The following is a 17,366-nucleotide window of genomic DNA, read 5'->3' on the forward strand; positions in this document are numbered from 1 at the left end:
ACGTTTCACAATTGATCGGTTACTTGGAGTGAGGGAAGGTGGTGGCGCTCACACCTCGACCGAAGGAGCAGATTGTGCTTTCCCGCCTATTCGGCATCGCCGCCCTGACGCTGGCCGCCGCGACCACCCTGGCCGTTCCCGCGCACGCCGACGACGACCTGACCGTGGTGACCGTTCCCGCCTACGACGCGGAGGACGCGGCCGACGAGGCCGCGGCGTACGCGGAGGACGACACCGACCTCGAATCCAAGCAGGCCGGCGACACCGGGGCCCGGGTGCACCTCGACGGCGAGTCGATGCCCGACATCCTGCTCCCGCGCGAGCTGCACATGCCGATCTGCGCGCCCGGGCCGGGGCTCGGCATCCCGCTGGTCGACCAGATCCTGCCGGGGCTCGTGGGCTGCCCGGCGGCCGCTCTGGGCCGCTGAGCCCCGGGCGCCTGACGCCGAGCCAGGCGCCCGGTGACGGGCTGCTCAGACGCCGTAGTAGCCGATGACGCTACCTCGGGCCAGGGTGTTGGCGGTGATGTTGAAGCCCACCACGGCCGGGCTGGCGTCGCTGTCGACCCCCAGCTTGTCGACGCCCAGCGCGTGCACCGTGAACACGTAGCGGTGCGGGTCGCCGGGGGGCGGGGCCGCGCCGCCGTAGGCCTTGGTGCCGTAGTCGTTGCGGGCGTGGACGGCGCCGTCGGGCAGGCCCTTGAAGTCGGGGGCCGTGCCCGCGCCCGCCGGGAGCTCGGTCACCGAGGCCGGGAGGTCGAACAGGACCCAGTGCCAGAAGCCGCTGCCCGTGGGGGCGTCGGGGTCGTAGCAGGTGACGGCGTAGCCGCGGGTGCCCTCGGGGGCACCGGACCAGCGCAGGTGGGGCGACTGGTTCTGGCCGCTCATGCCCCAGTCGTTGAAGACGTGGAGCTCGGCGAGCGTCTGGCCGTCCTGGATGTCGTCGCTCTCGACCGCGAGCGCGGGCGCCGGCGGCAGGAACTCGTGGGGAAGGGGTGCGGGCACGGCATCCTCCTAGGTTGAGTAGCTGCTTGCCCAGCCATCCTAGAAGCGGCCGCGCCCGCCGCCCGTCAGGCCACGAGCTGTGCCGGGAGCGCCTTGTCGTACAGGACCGTCAGTGAGGTCACGGCCCGGGTCAGCACGACGTACAGCCTGGCCAGCCCGCGCGGCTCGGCCGAGACGATGTCCGCCGGCTCGACCACGATGACGTGGTCGTACTCCAGACCCTTGGCCAGCGTCGCGGGGACGATCAGGAGGCGGTGCTCCTCGGCGGAGTCGGGGTCGAGCACGGCGTGCGGCAGGCTTCCCAGCGCCGCGGAGACCTCGCCGACCAGCGCGTCGGGCACGATGACGCCGATGGAGCCCTCCTTGGCGAGCGCCTCCTCGGCGGCCTGCGCCACCGCGAGCCCCTGCCGGACGGTGAGCGAGCCGGCGCCGGGGCGCAGCGAGCGCGGGGCGGCCAGGTCGGGGGCGATGGAGGGGAGCAGCCGGGCGGCGTAGTCGAGAACCTCGCGGGGCACGCGGAAGCCGAGCGTCAGCTCCGTCACCTCGCCCTCGCGCTGCCCGAGGTGCTCGAGCACCGACTCCCACGAGCGGGTCGACCAGGGCGTGGTGCCCTGGGCGAGGTCGCCGAGCACGGTGGCCGAGCCGTTGCGGCAGCGCCGGCCGAGCGCCCTGAGCTGCATCTCGGACAGGTCCTGGGCCTCGTCCACGACGAGGTGGCCGAGCGAGGGTGTGCGCTCCATGAGGTCGCGCAGCTCGTCGAGGAGCGCGGCGTCCGCCGCCGTCCACTTCGCCGACTTCCAGCTCCGGTACGGCTTGCGCCAGATCAGCGTCTCCTGCTCCTCGGCCGACAGGTCGCTCTTGGCGGCCCTGGCGAGGAACTCGGGGTCGGACAGGAGGCGGAACAGCACCTGCTCGGGCGTCAGCTTGGGCCACACCGCGTCCACGAGCTGCTTGACCGGCTTCGACCTGGCCACCGCGTCCTGCACCCGGTCGTCGGGCGACTCGCCGCGCTGCTCCATTCTGACCAGCACCATGTGGGCCAGGCGCTGCGCCAGCGCGGCCCGGCCCGGGTTGTAGCGGGTGGTGCCCCGCAGGGAGGCCACGATCTCGCGCACCTCGTAGTCCGCCACCCGGTAGCGGTAGGCGCCCTTCGTGAACACCACGCCTTCGGACGGCTTCACGATGTGCATCCACAGGGCGCGTTCGAGCACCGCCGCCATCCTGGCGTCGCCCTTCACCGCCGCGACGAGCGGGTCCTCGGGCGCCGAGTGCTCGCCGAGCAGGCCCGCCACCGTGGTCTGGTCGACCTTGACCTCGCCGAGGGCGGGCAGCACGGAGGAGATGTAGGACAGGAAGGCCCGGTTGGGGCCGACGATCATGACGCCGGACCTGGCCAGCCGCTCGCGGTGGGTGAACAGCAGGTAGGCCGCCCGGTGCAGGCCGACGGCGGTCTTCCCGGTGCCCGGCGCGCCCTGGACGCACACGGTCTGGGCCAGGGTGGAGCGGACGATCTCGTCCTGGTCGGGCTGGATGGTGGCAACGATGTCGCGCATGGGGCCGGTGCGCGGGCGTTCGATCTCCTCGGTGAGGATCTTCGAGGGGCCGATCTCGCCGCCCTCGCCGAGCGGCTCGTCCTCGAACGCGGTGAGCTCGCCGCCGTGGTAGCCGAAGCGGCGGCGGCGTACGATGCCCATCGGGTCGGCCGGGCTGGCCTGGTAGAACGCGCGGGAGACCGGCGCCCGCCAGTCGATGACCAGCGGCTTGCTGCCGCCGTCGTGCACGTGGCGGCGGCCGACGTAGATCGTGCCGGGCAGATCGTCGCCAAGTGTGCGGTCGAGGCGGCCGAAGAACAGCGGGGTGTCCGGGTGGTCGGCGAGCGCGGCCACGCGCTGGTCGAGCAGCGACTGGAGGATCTGCTGCGACACCCAGTCGCCCGCCGCGTCGGCGGACAGCGACTGCGCGTGGGCGCGCATGGCCTTGAGGGCGGCCCTGGATTCCGCGAGGTGCGCCTGCTCGGCGGCCAGCACGTCGGTGGGTATGTCCGGGGCCAGCTTGTGTGTGGGCATGCGAAAGCGCCTCCCTGGTTGGTCAACGGAGGTGGTCAAAGGCAGCGAATCGGCCAGTCTAGTGGCGACTTCCGCGTGCTTCCAAAGCATTTACCGGCGAGGGGCAGGGTAGGGATAGGAGATGGCGCGGGTGCAGATCCGTTTCTCGCCGATCATCCCCACGATCGCGAGCTTCCTGCTGGCGGCGCTGTGGGCGCTGTCGGTGTTCGCGGGGTGGGGGATGGAGGCGTTCTGCGCGGGGGGCGAGGCCGCCGACGCGTGCTCGCAGCGGCTCGGCACGGTCTCCACCGTGTCCGCGCTGTTCGCCACGCTGGCCGCCTGCTGCACGGCGGCCGCCTGGCTGCTTCCCTGGTCGAGGCAGGATTCGCGGGCGTTCGCGCGCCTGATGGGCGCCGGGGTGCTGGCCTGGATCGCGGCGGAGGGCGTGCTCTTCCTGGGCGGCCTGCTGGTGCGCTGACCCACGCAAGCTGTAACGAACCTGGGAATACCCGAAAAATTCGGGCATATCAGGTGGGTTTGCCGGATCATGGGGGTATGTCGCAGGCGGCGTGATAGTACGCAGGTGAGGGGGGTGGTTCGAATGTCGGCCCGCGGAGTCTCGTGGACGTGACGCCACGCTGAATGCCTGGCCGCTCAGGACGAGCGGCCGGGCATCACATCCTCACACCCCGCCCAGCACGTCATCGGCGTCGATGATCTGGTACGCGTACCCCTGCTCGGCCAGGAACCGCTGCCGGTGCGCCGCGAACTCCTGGTCCACCGTGTCGCGGCTGACCACCGTGTAGAACCGCGCGCCCCCGCCGTCGGACTTGGGCCGCAGCACCCGCCCCAGCCGCTGCGCCTCCTCCTGGCGCGAGCCGAACGTGCCCGACACCTGGATCGCGACCGTCGCCTCCGGCAGGTCGATGGAGAAGTTGGCCACCTTCGACACCACCAGCACCTGGATCTCCTTGTCGCGGAAGGCCTGGTAGAGCCGCTCGCGCTCCTTCACCCTGGTCTCGCCCTTGATGACCGGGGCGTTCAGGTGCTCGCCGAGTTCGTCGAGCTGGTCGATGTACTGGCCGATGACCAGCACCTGCTCGCCCAGGTGGCGGCGGACCAGGGCCTCGGTCACCTGCGTCTTGGACGGCGTGGTGGCGCAGAAGCGGTAACGCTCCTCGGACTCGGCCATCGCGTACGCCAGCCGCTCCTCGTCCGTCAGCGTCACCCGGACCTCGACGCAGTCGGCCGGCGCGATCCAGCCCTGGTTCTCCATCTCCTTCCAGGGCGCGTCGTACCGCTTGGGGCCGATCAGCGAGAACACGTCGCCCTCGCGCCCGTCCTCGCGCACCAGCGTCGCGGTCAGCCCGACACGCCGGCGGGCCTGGAGGTCGGCGGTCATCCGGAAGATCGGCGCGGGCAGCAGGTGCACCTCGTCGTAGACGATCAGCCCCCAGTCGCGGGCGTCGAACAGCTCCAGGTGGCTGTAGACGCCTTTGCGCCGGGTCGTCATCACCTGGTAGGTGGCGATGGTGACCGGGCGGATCTCCTTCTTGGTGCCGGAGTACTCGCCGATCTCGTCCTCGGTCAGCGACGTGCGCTTGAGCAGCTCGGTCTTCCACTGGTGGGCCGAGACCGTGTTCGTGACCAGGATGAGCGTGGTGGCCTCGGCGTGGGCCATGGCGGCCGCGCCGACGATGGTCTTGCCCGCGCCGCAGGGCAGCACGACCACGCCGGAGCCGCCGTTCCAGAACGCCTCGGCCGCCTCCCGCTGGTACGGCCGCAGCTCCCAGCCGTCCTGGCGCAGCTTGATCGGGTGGGCCTCGCCGTCGACGTACCCGGCCAGGTCCTCGGCCGGCCAGCCCAGCTTGAGCAGGGCCTGCTTGACGTTGCCCCGGTCGCTGGGGTGCACCACGACCGTGTCGTCGCCGACCCGCTCGCCCAGCATCGGCTGGATCTTCTTCGAGCGCAGCACCTCTTCGAGCACGGCCCGGTCGGTGGAGGTCAGGATCAGGCCGTGGACCGGGTCCTTCTCCAGGCGCAGCCGCCCGTAGCGGGCCATGGTCTCGGCGACGTCCACCAGCAGCGCGTGCGGCACCGGGTAGCGGCTGTAGCTGATGAGCGCGTCGATGACCTGCTCGGCGTCGTGGCCGGCGGCGCGCGCGTTCCACAGCGCCAGCGGGGTGACGCGATAGGTGTGCACGTGTTCTGGAGCGCGCTCGAGCTCGGCGAACGGCGCGATCGCCTTACGGCAGGCGTCGGCCCGCTCGTGGTCGACCTCGAGCAGCAGCGTCTTGTCCGACTGGACGATCAGCGGTCCATCGCTCACTGGCTATCTCCGTGGGGTTTCGGACGGGGGCCTGGCGCAACAGGACCATCGTCTCCTGATCCCGGCTCCCCCGCTCCGAGTCTCCAACAACGGCAGGGCCAGGATTAGTCCTCAGGATCGCCTGGTCACTCGTCGAAGGCGCCGCTGACCCCGAGTGCGATGAACGTGCCGATGGTGAGCACGAAGCCCAGCCCGAACAGGACCCAGCTCCAGATGACCATGGTGCGCGCCGTCTCCGGCTCCGTGCTGGACTTGCCGATGGCCAGGCCCGCCAGGATCGCCCCGGGGATGCCCAGGACGTTGCAGCAGGAGACCAGCGCGAAGAGGTTGAGCACGAGGGAGACGATCGCGTTGGCGCTCGGCCCGCTGCTGCGCGGGGGAGGCGGCGGATAGCCGTAGCCGTACGGCGGGGGCGGCTGCTCGCCGTAGGGCGCGCCATAAGGCTGGTACGGATATCCCGACGGGTCACCCTGACTCATGTTCACCTCCAGACAGGTCAACACTTATCACGGAATTGACACGCGTCTGACCGAGAGCACGAGTTCACCCTAGATCCAAGGAGAGCTCAGCCGAGCAGGCTCCGCAGGGCCTTCCGGTCGAGCTTGAGCACGCTCGTCAGCGGGACGGACTCGACGAAGCGCACCTCGCGCGGGTACTTCACCCGCCCCACCCGGTCGCGGGCCCACTCGATCAGCTCCTCGGCCGGCACCTCGGCACCGGGCTTGAGCTGCACGAACGCGACGACCTCCTCTCCGAGGCGGGGGTCGGGACGGCCCACGACACCCGACGCCACGACGTCGGGGTGCCCGTTGAGCGCGTCCTCGACGTCGCGCGGGAACACGTTGAAGCCGCCGCGGATGATCAGGTCCTTCTTCCTGTCCACGATGTAGAGGTAGCCGTCGTCGTCCACGCACCCGATGTCCCCGGTCCGCAGCTCCTTGCCGGCCAGCGCGGTGCCCTCGGGGTCGGGCTCGTGCTCGCCCCAGTAGCCGAGCATCAGCGAGTCGCCGGTGACGCAGATCTCGCCGACGTCCCCGGTCTCCATCGGCTCGCCGTCGCCGTCGCGGATGGTGATCGTGTAGCCGGCCAGCGGCAGCCCGACGCTGCCCGCCCGCCGCCTGCCCGGCGGGTTGAACGTGGTGACCGCGCTGGTCTCGGTCAGGCCGTACCCCTCCAGGATCTGCACCCCGGGCATCCTGCGCTCGAACTCCTCCAGCGTCTGCCTGCCGAGCGGTGCCGCGCCACAGGTGAGGTAGGCCAGGTCGGGCAGCGGATGTTGCTCCAGCGGCTCGGCGAGCAGGAGGTGGATCATGGAGGGCACCACGGTGGCGTAGTGCACGCGCTGCCCGGCCGCCAGCTCCAGGAACGCCCCCGGCTCGAACCAGCGCATCAGCACCGCCTGCTGCGGCTCGGTCGCGTGCAGCGAGGCGATCGTGATGATCAGTCCGTACGCGTGCGACAGCGGCACGGGCACCAGCGCGCGGTCCTTGCCCTTCTGGTGGGACAGCTCGAAGGCGTCCTTGGCCACGTGCCACAGGCCGTGGTGGCTGAGCATGACGCCCTTGGCCCTGCCGGTGGTGCCGCCGGTGTAGAGCAGCGCGGCCAGGTCGTCGGGGTCGCGGGCGACGGGGCCGCGTTCGGCCGCCCGCTCCAGCTCGGACGTGTCCACGTACATGGGGAGGTCGACGTTCGCGGCGCGGACGGTGTCCGCCAGCTCGGGCGAGGTGACGATCGCGCGCGCGCCGCTGTCGAGCAGGACGTGGCGCAGCTCCTCCGGCCCCACCAGGAACACCACCGGCGTCACCACCGCGCCCGCCGCCCACAGGGCCTGGTAGACGATCGGCACCTCGGGGGAGTTGGCCATCATGACGGCCACCCGGTCGCCCGGCCGGATGCCTGCTTCGGCGAAGCCGCCGCACATCCGGCGCGCCCGCGCGGCGAGCGCGTGACTGCGGTGCCAGACGCCTTCGTAGTACACCGAGTCGTGGTCGTCGAACCGGCTCCACGACTCCTCCGCCAGCCTGCCCAGCGTTTGCTCGGTCACATGCACAACCTGATGCTTGTGAGCAGGCCCAGTCAAGCCCGGGGCCTCTTGACTAGTCATTGTGGACGGTGTTCTTGTAGCCCGTAAATGGGCATAAAGCTGCCTCTATCACCATTCGTGTTTTCAAGTTCGTCTAGATCGTGTAAAGGTGGGGTACCGGGCGTCGCAAGACGGTCCTGGCCCACCTGTCTTCGCAGTTCAGGAGTGGAATGGTGACGCTCGGTAACGCTCATGGATAAAGCGAAGAAACTCGTTGTCTCGCCATAATTCCTGTAGAAAAGTTTCCCGTTAACTTCCGAGGTGGCTTCGTGACCGAAACGCCTGAACCAGGCGAGATCGACCTCGACAACATGACGCTCACAGGGAGCCTCATAGCCGTCACCGAGCACCTCCGCGCCGTGGCCGGTCCGGCCACCAGAGACCTGACCAGATGGGAGGCCGACACGCTGCTCCGCTCGTACCTGGAGCCCGGCTGCTTCCCCGAGGCCGTGCGCCGGCTGGCCGGCCGCCACCTGCTGGTTCTCGTCGGAGAGCAGGAGACGGGGCGGCGGCTCGGGGCGCTCGCGCTGCTGTCGCGCATGTCGCTGGCCGAGAGCACGATCACCGTGCTGTCCCCGGCCGCCGGCGCGCACGACCTGCTGACCGGCACCGAGTACGAGCCTGGCCGGGCGTACCTGCTGCACGACTGGATCGTGGCCGGCACCGACCGTACCGAGCTGGTGAACCTGGCGCGCAAGCTGGCCGAGCTGGGCTCGTACCTGGTGATCACCAGGAGCGGCGAGCCGTCGCAGGCGGTCGAGGTGGAGCACGCGTGGGCCGCGCCCGAGCCTGGGGAGCTGTTCGACCTGTGCCTGAGCACGTACGGCCTGCGTGCCGGGGTGTCCCCGGAGGAGCTGGCCCGGGCCAGGGAGGTGGCGCTGGCGCTGCCGACGCCCGCCGAGGTCGTCCGCCTCGCCGCGCGGCTCGCGCCCGGGGGCGAGGCGGCCGGTGAGGAGGTGGCGGCCTGGTTCGACACCAAGCCGCCCATGCGCGAGGTGCTGGCCGTGGCGGCGCTGGCGTTCACGCACCGGCTGGCCGAGGCCGCCTTCGACGAGCAGCTCTCCCGGCTCGAACGGCTCTGCCACGAGATCGGCCGCCGCCCGCTCACCGGCTCGCTGATCGGCGTCGAGGACGGGCTCGTCGCCTTCCGCGCGGCCGGGCAGCGGGCGCGGGTGCTGGGCGAGCTGGCCGGGCGGTACGGGTTCTGGTTGTGGCAGCCGCTGCGCGAGTGGGTCAGGTCGCTGCCCGGGCAGGGGCCGGCCGTCCAGGTACGGGCGGCGGAGGGCGTGGCGCTGCTGGCCGGACACTCGATGAAGGAGGTCCGGCAGGAGTTCCTGGAGGTCTGGGCCCGGGGGAGCGCTGCGGAGCGGGTGGCGGCGGCCAACGTGCTGTCGTACCTGTGCGCCGACGACACCCTCGCGCCCGAGGCGCTCGGGATCGCGCTGGGCTGGGCCGCCGACCCGCAGGACCTCAGGGCGACGGCGGCGGCCGTCGCGCTGGGCGGCGGGCTGTCCGTGCGCTACCCCGCCGACTGCGCCCGGCTGCTGCGCCACCTGGCGTCCCAGGGCGGCCCCGTGGCAGCGGTGGCCGCCCAGTCACTCAAGACCCTGCCCCGCCACTGACCCAGCGCCCGCCGGCCGTAGCCCCGACGGCAGGCGGGCGCTCAGAGTGCCGGTGGCCCCGGGCGGGGTGGTCAGAGGCCGGCGACGCCGGTGATGCGGTGCAGGGCGAAGCGGTGGACGGCCGCTCGCGTCTCGTCGTACGCCGTCAGGTAGCCGCCCTCCATCCGCGCCGGCTCCAGGATGCGGGAGGTCGCGTTGCCCTGCGAGTCGAGGTACCCGATCCACACCCGCACCCCCTGCTTGATCGCCTCCTGCAGCGCCGAGATGGTGGCCGTGGCGGGCCCGCGCGGCACCTGGCCGCCCGGGGCGTCCACGGGCTCCCGCCGGGCCAGGTGGGCGGCGTCGCCCGCCCGCAGCGCGCGTACGGCCGCCGCAGCGACCTCGGGATCGAGGCCGTTCGGCGAGGCCACGGCGCGGGCGAGGGCGACCCCCTCGGTACGCCGGCTCTCCAGCTGCGAGATGATCACGTCGCCGTCGAGCGACTCGGCGACCGGCGCGTACCCCATGGCCCGCAGCGAGTCGACCAGTGCCGCCCTGGACGAGCGGGAGGCGATGACGGTCGGCGCGAGCCGCCGCAGCCGCAGCGCCGCCGAGCGGCGGTCGGCGGTGATCTGGTCGAGCAGCGCGGGATCGTCGCAGCGGATGTAGGCGCTCGCGGTGCCCACCCGGATCCGCCCGTGCCGCCTGGCCACGTCGGTCACCAGGTACGACAGCGCCTGCGGCACCGGCGTGGCCGAGTGCCTGCCCAGCATCGCGACCAGCTCCTCGCCGCCGTGCCCCGCGTCGAGCGCCCGCCTGATCGAGCTCTCGCTGAACCGGTAGACCGTGGCCCCGCCCTTGGACTCGACGTCGGCGGTGAGCGTCATCCAGCGGTTCAGCTCGCTCGTGAGCGGCCCCGGCGCGACGGCGGTGAGGTCGGCCTGCAGCAGCACGTGATCGACGGGCTCGGGCAGCAGCGGCGCCAGCAGCCCGGCCGCCTCGCCGCCCTCGACCAGCGCCCGCCCGTGCCCGGACAGCGCGCCCAGCCCCGTCACGCCGACCTGCTCGGCCTCCCGCAGGGTGAAGTCCACGAGCTGCTCGCGCAGCGGGCCGCGGCGGCGAGGCTGCTCCCAGGCCAGCCGTTCCAGCACGGAGTCGCGTTCGGGAGCCAGGCCGGGCGCCGCGGCGAGCACGCCCAGCGTGGCCGCCCTGACGCCCGGCGCGGAGGAGCGCCGCAGGTCGGTGTGCAGGGCGTTGAGCGGCCTGTCGCGGTCGTCGCGCTCGCCTACCAGGCCGGGCACCCGGTCCATGTGCAGCCACGTGGCCGCCAGCGCCGTCCACCGGTCGGCGGTGGACCTGACCCGCCACAGGTCGTAGCCGGAGGTCGGCAGCCACTCGCCGTCCACGCCGCCGCCGGCCGCGATCAGCCCGGCCGCGTGCGCCACCTCCACCACCAGCGCCGTCACCCACTCCGGCAGGTCCAGCTCGCCCGCCGCCCGCTTCAGGTCGCGTACGCCGAGCCCGCCGGTACGCAGCACGCCCGGCGGCTCGACGCTCCACCGCTCGCACAGCTCCTCCACGGCCCTGACGAACGAGAACGCCTGCCCCGCCGCCGTGCGGTCGGCCAGGGACGGATCGCGCGTGGCGCCGTGCAGCGGCGGCGGCACGGCCAGCAGGTCGCGGTGCACCCGGCCGCCACGCAAAAAGAGGCCGACCTCGCGGGGCAGCGTCACGCTCTCCTCGCCCGTGGCGGCCAGCAGGCCGCGGGCGAGCAGCTCCTCGATGGGGGAGCGGGCCGACTCGATCCGCACCTCGCGCCTGGCGTTGGGTACGCGGCCGGTCGGCGGGCCCCAGACGAGCTGGTCGAGCGCGCCCCTCGCCTCGGGCGAGACGGCCGCGACCAGCGCCGCGGGCTCGGCCAGCGCCGCCGCCAGGCGCTCCTTGCCGGAGCCCGCCGTGCCGGGGGCGACGTCGTCGGCCATCTCCTCCAGCTGCTCGGGCGCGTGGTGCCGGAACGCGTCGGCCGCCCTCGGGCCGAGCCCGGCCGGGTCGTCGAGCACCTTGCGTACGCCGGGGCCCAGCTCCAGCGCGTCGTCGGGCCCGTAGACCAGCGCGAGGTCGCGCAGCCTGTCGAGCGCCGTGGACAGCGCGGGCTCCGGCTCGCCGGGATCGCCGCCCTCGGCCGCCCGCGGGTGCGTGGGGTCGCCGGACCCCAGCGCCCTGCTCATGAGGTCGTGCAGCACGTCCTTCGCGATCGGCTCGTCGCGCACCGCCAGCGTCTCCACGACGGCCAGCGTGAACCGGTCGAGCCGGTCCAGCACCCTGCCGATCGCCGAAGGACTGGCGGCCCGCGAGGCGAGACCCTCCAGATGCGCGGGCACCGGAGTGATCAGCTCGGGGCGCGCGGAGACGAGCGCCCGCAGCTGTTCGTCGGTGCGCCCCCTGATCCACTCCGTGAACTCCATCGTTGCCATGGTATGTCCCCCCTGATTGGGGCAGCATTGCTAGACGTGATAGAGCGCGCGGACCAACTGGTGCTGAACTACGTCTCGAAGGCGGCCGACGCCGCCCACGGCGTGCTCAGGGCCGACCAGCGGCTCGACTTCGCCAAGCGGCTGCGGGCCAGGATCGAGGTCGAGCGGCACGGCAGCCAGAGCGCGCGCGAGGTGGCGAAGGTGCTGGCGCGGTTCGGCGATCCGGCCGCGCTGGTCGAGCGCGAGGCCAGGAGGCTGGCCGAGCAGGGGGTCCCCACCAAGCGCGACCTGGCCCCCGCGGGCGTGCCGGCCACCCCGGAGGTGGCGGTGTCGGGGGAGGGCCCGGGGGGTACGCGGACGTTCCCCGCCATCGTGGACGACCGTGACGCGCCGCCCGGCGTCCGCGCGTACCGGAGGATCGCCCAGGAGCGGCTCGACCAGCAGCGGCAGGGCCACGGGCTGCCGCTCGCGGGGCTGCGCAGGGCGGCCATGTCCAGCGCGAACCCGATGGCCACCGGCGGCAGGGACGCCAGGACCATCGTCAAGGAGCAGCCCCGCGACGTGTCGGCCATGGTGATCCTGGTGGTGGCGGCGCTGCTGGTGCCGATCGACCTGCCGCCGCTGGCGATCTTCGAGGTGCCCGTGGTGGTGTGGGCGGTGGGCGCGGCGCTGGTGCTGTTCAGCGAGAGCTGGAAGGTGCGCGACAAGTTCCTCGGGATCGGCGCGCCGCTGCTCGGTTACTCGGTGGGCGGGGTGCTCATCGGCGGCCTGCGGGTGGGCATCGAGGCCGGGATGCAGGCGTTCGTCGAGCAGTTCTTCGACGTCAGCGGCACGATGTTCATGATCGGTACGGGTGTGGGCGTGGTCTGGCTGGCCTACCGGCTGCTCGACGTCAGCTGACCGGCGCCGGGCTGGGCAGCAGGCCGACCGCCAGGCGTACCCAGGCGGCCACGAACTGGTCCTTCTCCGCGTGCCCCGGCAGCTCGCCCACGGTCTCCTGGAAGAGCCGGTAGTGCACCACGGAGCCGCCCAGCACGGTCGCGATGCCCGGCCAGTCGAGCTTGACGTCGCGATACTCCGGCTGCGCCTGGAACCAGGTCACGATGGCGTCGAACATCGGCTGCATCAGCCCCTCGCGCACCACCGCGACCAGCTCGGGGAACTGGCTCAGGTCGCGGAAGAAGACCCGCGTCAGCTCCGACTCCTCGCGCACCTTGGCCAGCCCGGCGCGGCACACGTGCGACAGGCGCTCCTCCAGATCGACGGACGCCTCCATGGTGCTCAGCGCGGCCAGGCTCTCGGCCACCTGCAGCCGCGTACGGCTGGCGTGCTCGTTGATGGCGGCGGCCAGCACCTCGTACTTGGACTTGAAGTGCCGGTAGAGCCCGCCGGCACCGGGAGACAGCCCTGAGGCGGCCTCGATCTCGGCCACGGAAGTGGCGGAGTAACCCCGCTCGGCGAACAGCCGCAGGGACTCATCGATGATCCGCTCACGGGTCGATCTGCTCATATCTACGCTGATACCTCCGTAAGGAGAGTAATCGCTTCGGCGGGCGGCGGTTCAGCGGCACGCTGCGCGAATCGGACTTTGCACTCACGAGCCCGCGCGCCGGATCAGGCCCGCCAGCGCGGAGCCGGCGATCAGCCAGACGAGCGCGGCGAGCCCGTAGTTGACCAGCGCCGTCCAGCGCGGGTCGGCGAGCTGGAAGAGGTTGGCCAGGCCCAGCGACAGCCACGCCGCCAGGAGTTCGACGAACTGGTACCACACGTTGCCGGGATTGGCGCGGAAGACCGTGAAGAGCGCGTGGAGCAGCAGGGCCAGCGCGGCGACCCTGGAGGCCAGCCGTACCAGGCCGGCCAGTGTCGTGGCGGCGCGCTGCCTGACCGTCACGGGGCGCCCGCCCGGGTGGGCCGGGCGGTGGGGGCGGGGCGGAGCGGAGGAGGCGACGAGCCGGTCGCCGGGCTCAGGGGTGTCGGTCACGGCCGCTCCTCTCCGATAAGTAACTCCTTTCTTCCCATTTCTGTTGCCGCGGAACAAGGGCCGTTACGCGGGGTAGGGGCTCGTTTGGCATCCTGCAACGTGTGATGACTTCGGTGGGATTCGACCTTGACATGACATTGGCCGACACGCGGGCGGGCATCGCGGCCGTTTACGACGAGCTGGCCGTGCGATTGGGCGTGCCATTTGACAGCGCGGCGATCGTGAGCCGGTTGGGGCCGCCGCTGGAGGTGGAACTGGCCAACTGGCTGCCCTCGGAGGAGGTGCCGGCCGCCGCCGACCTCTATCGAGAGATATATCCGGAAATGGGGGTTCCGGTGCACACGGCCATGGCCGGCGCGCACGAGGCCATCGAGGCCGTACGCCGGGCCGGTGGCGGGGTCATCGTGGTGACGGGCAAGAACGTCCGCGACGCCCGCGGCACGGTCGCCGTACTCGGGCTGGACGTGGACGAAGTGGTCGGCTCGGTTTTCGGCGCCGACAAGGGATCGGCACTCGCGCGCTTCGGCGCGGCGGCTTATGTTGGTGACCATGTCGCGGACATCCAGGCGGCACGCGCGGGCGGCGCCGTGAGCGTGACAGTCGCTACCGGCCCTTACACGGTGGGAGAGCTGCGTGATCACGGAGCAGATGTGGCACTGGGCGACCTGACCGAATTCGCCGCCTGGTTCGCCGGTTGGCGCGAGCATGACGCACTTCGGTAATTGTCCCGCATTTACCCGGTCGCCCCGGCGCTTCGCGGGGCATAACCTACATCCATCCATCCTTCTTTTCGACTGTTTGAACGAGGTCCTCCTGTGCCGAGTGGCAAGGTCAAGTGGTACGACGCCGACAAGGGTTTCGGCTTCCTCACCCGCGACGACGGCGGTGAGGTCTTCGTGCATTCATCCGCGCTGCCCGCCGGCGCAGGCCCGCTCAAGCCCGGCCAGAAGGTCGAGTTCGGCGTGGCCGAGGGCCGCAGGGGCCAGCAGGCGCTCTCCGTCAGGATCCTGGAGCAGCCGCCGACGCTGGCCAAGACCAAGCCCAAGGGCAAGCGGAAGAAGCCGGACGAGATGGTGGTCATCGTCGAGGACCTGATCAAGCTGCTCGACGGGGTCTCGACCTCGTACCAGCGGGGCAAGCATCCGGACGCGGTACACGCCAAGAAGATCGCCCAGGTGCTCCGGGCGGTCGCCGACGACCTCGACGCCTGACCTCCCCGCGCCTCGACCCGCCCTCCCCCGGGCGGGTCAGCCGTTCGGGTTGGTGAGGGGTTTGGTGGGGTCGATCTTCTCTTTCCGGGGCGGCTCCTCGCCGCCCCGCAGCTCGTCGTAAGGGACGGTCTGGTCGTACGGGGTGGGCTCGTCGTAGGCCGAATCCTCTTCGGGGGCAGCGGTTTCGCGGTGAGGGCCGGGCTCGGCGTGGGCCGTCGCGGCCCCGGACGGGGCGCCGGACGGGGCGGGGGCCTCGGCGCGCCGGCGGCGCAGCTCGGCCTTGGTCGCGCGGACCCGCCTCCTCCGCAGGACCAGCAGCCACCCCAGCGCCGCGGTCAGCAGGACCGCCAGCGTCACCAGCCCCGCCAGGCTGCTCTCGGTGAGCGACAGCACCAGCCCCACCAGCCCGCCGAACACCCAGGCGAGCTGCAGCACGGCCTCCACCACGCCGAAGGTGGACGACCGCACCTCCTCACCGATCTCCCGCTGCACGATCGCGTCGAGCGCCAGCTTGCCCAGCTCCTGCGCGAAGGCCGCGACCAGCGAGATCGCCAGCGCCGTCCACAGCCCGAAGAAGACGGCGGTGACGATGGCCGTCACCACGGTGAGAGCCAGCGTGGCCAGCACGATGAGCTGCGGGGCGTGGTTGCGCGTCCAGTTCGCCACCGCGGCGCCCGCCAGGCCGCCCAGCCCGGCCGCGCCCGCGAGCAGCGCGATCGTCTTGGGGATGTCGAAGAACGGGTCGCGCGCCCACGGCTCCGCGGCCGCCAGCCACGGCACGGCCTGGTCCTGCACCAGGAAGAGCAGGAAGAACAGCAGGAACCCGGAGAAGACGCGGATGGCCACGTTCGCCCAGACCGCCTCGGCCACCGCGGGCCCCACCTTCAGCAGGGTGCGCCAGCGCGGCGCGGCGCCCTCCTCCTCGGTGTCGGGGGAGTCGACGTGGCGCGGCAGGCGTACCGCGACGACGCCGAGCAGCAGGAAGCCCACCATGGCGACGCGCAGGATCATCGCGCTGCCCAGCCACGCGGTCAGGCCCGCGCCGACCGGCACCGCCACCCCGGCCGAGACCAGCGTGAACAGCGCCACCCGCGCGTTCGCCGACACCAGCGTGATGTCGGCGGGCAGCACGCTCGGCATGATCGCCGCCCGCGACACGTTGTACGCCTTCGACAACACCAGCACGCCCAGCGCCCCGATGAACAGCGTCGGCAGGTCGCCAGGGCCGACGGCCGCCGCCATGGCGAAGCACAGCAGGCCGCGCCCGAACAGCGTGCCCGCCATCACGTAGCGCCTGCCCGACCTGAACCGGTCGAGTATCGGCCCCACGAACGGCGCGAGCAGCCCGAACGGCAACATCGTGATGACGAGGTAGAGGGCGACGGAGCCGCGGGCCTCGCCCACCGGCACGCCGAAGAACACGGTGCTGGCCAGTGCCACCGTGACGAGCGCGTCGCAGGCGCTGTTGCCGGCCGACAGCTCGATCAGCCGGCCGAGCCCGGTACGGCCCGCGCCGCCCGCGTACGTGAGCCTGCGCGTGGCCTTGCCGACCTTTCGCGCGCCCTTGGCGGTGGCCTTGCTCGCTCGCGCGGTGCCGTTCGCCGTGGCCTTGGTGGCGCGCACGGTGGCGCGACCGGCGTCGGCGGCGCCGCGCGCCACGCGCCGGGAGATCTGGCGTGCCCGGTTCCAGCCTCCCTCCACGACTACCAGTCTTACCCGATCCTGGCGCGATCTCAGCCGTGTGGGCCCTCGCAGGTCCCGTGATGGGTGAGAATGAAGTGTGAGCGAACAGCACCTTTCGGCGGAGGCGGCCCGATGAGCCGCACCAGGGCCCGCGTCTCCGCTCCCGACCAGGCCTGTGTCGCCGCGGTCGATCTGGCGCGTGCCGCGGCCGAGGAGCTTGCGCGGCCGGGCGAGCCCGGCGAGCATCTCGGTTACGAGAGCGAAGGCGACCGGATCGTCACCCACTACTTCGCCTGCCTCGATCGGGCCTATCGCGGCTGGCGCTGGGCCGTCACCGTGACGCGTGCCTCGCGCGCGAAGAAGGTCACGGTCAGCGAGGCCGTTCTGCTGCCGGGCTCGGGCGCGTTGCTCGCGCCCGAGTGGCTGCCGTGGAGCGAGCGCCTGCGCCCCGGCGACCTCGGCGTGGGCGACCTGCTGCCGACCGCGGACGACGACGACAGACTCGCACCGGGTTTCACCGATGCCGAAGAAGACGCCGACCACCAGGCGGTTTTCGAGTACGGCCTGGGCCGAGCCCGTGTGCTCTCGGCCATCGGCAAGGACCGGGCGGCCAGACGCTGGCACTCGGGCGAGCACGGGCCGCACACGCCGATCGCACACGCCGCTCCCGCGCAATGTTCCACCTGCGGCTTCTACTGGCTGCTGGCGGGTGGCTTGCGGCAGATGCTCGGGGTCTGCACCAACGAGTACGCACCTGACGACGGCAAGGTCGTGACCGCCGACCACGGCTGCGGCGCCCACTCGGAGGCCGCCGTGCTGCCGCCGCCCGTGGAGCAGGCCATCCCGATCCTCGACGATCTGGGTTACGACCTCATGGAGGAGGAAGCAGGTTCGGTGGACGATTCGGCTTCCGAGGAGCTCGGCCATTCCTGACCGTGAGTGTCGGTGATGGCCG

16 protein-coding genes are annotated in these 17,366 nt (G+C 72.0%); 7 read left to right on the plus strand and 9 right to left on the minus strand.

From position 1 onward, the window contains the following. Positions 1-74 precede the first annotated feature (74 nt). On the plus strand, positions 75-428 hold the full coding sequence (locus HD593_RS01840) for a hypothetical protein (RefSeq protein ID WP_185100394.1): 354 nt from the start codon (positions 75-77) through the stop codon (positions 426-428). 45 nt (positions 429-473) lie between these two features. Here HD593_RS01840 and HD593_RS01845 read toward each other — a convergent pair whose 3' ends face one another. Together HD593_RS01845 and HD593_RS01850 are read right to left on the minus strand one after the other, a co-directional pair. After that, a complete protein-coding gene (locus tag HD593_RS01845; RefSeq protein ID WP_185100395.1) occupies positions 474-1,004 on the minus strand; it encodes a YbhB/YbcL family Raf kinase inhibitor-like protein in 531 nt (176 codons plus the stop codon). A 65-nt stretch (positions 1,005-1,069) separates the two neighbouring features. Next, positions 1,070-3,070, minus strand: coding sequence for a HelD family protein (locus HD593_RS01850; protein WP_185100396.1), 2,001 nt, complete (start codon positions 3,068-3,070; stop codon positions 1,070-1,072). 121 nt (positions 3,071-3,191) lie between these two features. On the opposite strand from HD593_RS01850, the gene HD593_RS01855 reads away from it, so the two are divergent. Continuing rightward, on the plus strand, positions 3,192-3,527 hold the full coding sequence (locus HD593_RS01855) for a hypothetical protein (protein ID WP_221524571.1): 336 nt from the start codon (positions 3,192-3,194) through the stop codon (positions 3,525-3,527). Positions 3,528-3,731: 204 nt separating this feature from the next. On the opposite strand, the gene HD593_RS01860 is transcribed toward HD593_RS01855, so the two are convergent. The 3 genes from HD593_RS01860 to HD593_RS01870 form a co-directional block, all read right to left on the minus strand. Then, positions 3,732-5,378 (minus strand): DNA repair helicase XPB, encoded by a 1,647-nt coding sequence (locus tag HD593_RS01860; protein WP_185100398.1) that lies wholly within the window; start codon positions 5,376-5,378, stop codon positions 3,732-3,734. Between the two features lie 125 nt (positions 5,379-5,503). Continuing rightward, positions 5,504-5,857: a hypothetical protein gene (locus HD593_RS01865; RefSeq protein WP_185100399.1), complete on the minus strand. Its 354-nt coding sequence runs from the start codon at positions 5,855-5,857 to the stop codon at positions 5,504-5,506. Positions 5,858-5,943: 86 nt separating this feature from the next. Further along, on the minus strand, positions 5,944-7,422 hold the full coding sequence (locus HD593_RS01870) for an AMP-binding protein (RefSeq protein ID WP_312903311.1): 1,479 nt from the start codon (positions 7,420-7,422) through the stop codon (positions 5,944-5,946). Between the two features lie 308 nt (positions 7,423-7,730). Between HD593_RS01870 and HD593_RS01875 the strand changes: the two genes are divergently transcribed. Then, positions 7,731-9,083 carry a hypothetical protein gene (locus HD593_RS01875; RefSeq protein WP_185100401.1) on the plus strand — a complete coding sequence of 451 codons (1,353 nt, stop codon included), beginning with the start codon at positions 7,731-7,733 and terminating at the stop codon, positions 9,081-9,083. A 71-nt stretch (positions 9,084-9,154) separates the two neighbouring features. On the opposite strand, the gene HD593_RS01880 is transcribed toward HD593_RS01875, so the two are convergent. Further along, a complete protein-coding gene (locus tag HD593_RS01880; RefSeq protein WP_185100402.1) occupies positions 9,155-11,527 on the minus strand; it encodes a helicase-associated domain-containing protein in 2,373 nt (790 codons plus the stop codon). A gap of 45 nt (positions 11,528-11,572) precedes the next feature. Between HD593_RS01880 and HD593_RS01885 the strand changes: the two genes are divergently transcribed. Beyond that, positions 11,573-12,436 carry a hypothetical protein gene (locus tag HD593_RS01885; protein ID WP_185100403.1) on the plus strand — a complete coding sequence of 288 codons (864 nt, stop codon included), beginning with the start codon at positions 11,573-11,575 and terminating at the stop codon, positions 12,434-12,436. Here HD593_RS01885 and HD593_RS01890 read toward each other — a convergent pair. Together HD593_RS01890 and HD593_RS01895 are read right to left on the minus strand one after the other, a co-directional pair. Further along, a complete protein-coding gene (locus HD593_RS01890) occupies positions 12,429-13,046 on the minus strand; it encodes a TetR/AcrR family transcriptional regulator (RefSeq protein ID WP_185100404.1) in 618 nt (205 codons plus the stop codon). The genes HD593_RS01885 and HD593_RS01890 overlap by 8 nt on opposite strands. An 84-nt stretch (positions 13,047-13,130) precedes the next feature. Then, positions 13,131-13,517 (minus strand): hypothetical protein, encoded by a 387-nt coding sequence (locus tag HD593_RS01895; protein WP_185100405.1) that lies wholly within the window; start codon positions 13,515-13,517, stop codon positions 13,131-13,133. Between the two features lie 104 nt (positions 13,518-13,621). Between HD593_RS01895 and HD593_RS01900 the strand changes: the two genes are divergently transcribed. Continuing rightward, on the plus strand, positions 13,622-14,239 hold the full coding sequence (locus HD593_RS01900; RefSeq protein WP_185111602.1) for an HAD family hydrolase: 618 nt from the start codon (positions 13,622-13,624) through the stop codon (positions 14,237-14,239). Positions 14,240-14,332: 93 nt separating this feature from the next. After that, positions 14,333-14,728, plus strand: a complete 396-nt coding sequence (locus tag HD593_RS01905; RefSeq protein ID WP_185100406.1) for a cold-shock protein — start codon at positions 14,333-14,335, stop codon at positions 14,726-14,728. 36 nt (positions 14,729-14,764) lie between these two features. On the opposite strand, the gene HD593_RS01910 is transcribed toward HD593_RS01905, so the two are convergent. Next, positions 14,765-16,429, minus strand: coding sequence for an MFS transporter (locus HD593_RS01910; protein WP_185100407.1), 1,665 nt, complete (start codon positions 16,427-16,429; stop codon positions 14,765-14,767). A 114-nt stretch (positions 16,430-16,543) separates the two neighbouring features. Between HD593_RS01910 and HD593_RS01915 the strand changes: the two genes are divergently transcribed. Then, on the plus strand, positions 16,544-17,344 hold the full coding sequence (locus HD593_RS01915) for a DUF3027 domain-containing protein (RefSeq protein WP_185100408.1): 801 nt from the start codon (positions 16,544-16,546) through the stop codon (positions 17,342-17,344). Positions 17,345-17,366 lie beyond the last annotated feature (22 nt).

Origin of the sequence: Nonomuraea rubra (assembly GCF_014207985.1) — a bacterium.
Lineage (GTDB): Bacteria > Actinomycetota > Actinomycetes > Streptosporangiales > Streptosporangiaceae > Nonomuraea > Nonomuraea rubra.

Bases quoted from the DNA above. Each gene is read 5' to 3' on its own strand.
- HD593_RS01915 (WP_185100408.1), top strand. From the start codon at position 16,544: ATGAGCCGCACCAGGGCCCGCGTCTCCGCTCCCGACCAGGCCTGTGTC.
- HD593_RS01855 (WP_221524571.1), top strand. From the start codon at position 3,192: ATGGCGCGGGTGCAGATCCGTTTCTCGCCGATCATCCCCACGATCGCG.
- HD593_RS01865 (WP_185100399.1), bottom strand. From the start codon at position 5,857: ATGAGTCAGGGTGACCCGTCGGGATATCCGTACCAGCCTTATGGCGCG.
- HD593_RS01890 (WP_185100404.1), bottom strand. From the start codon at position 13,046: ATGAGCAGATCGACCCGTGAGCGGATCATCGATGAGTCCCTGCGGCTG.
- HD593_RS01850 (WP_185100396.1), bottom strand. From the start codon at position 3,070: ATGCCCACACACAAGCTGGCCCCGGACATACCCACCGACGTGCTGGCC.
- HD593_RS01900 (WP_185111602.1), top strand. From the start codon at position 13,622: ATGACTTCGGTGGGATTCGACCTTGACATGACATTGGCCGACACGCGG.
- HD593_RS01880 (WP_185100402.1), bottom strand. From the start codon at position 11,527: ATGGAGTTCACGGAGTGGATCAGGGGGCGCACCGACGAACAGCTGCGG.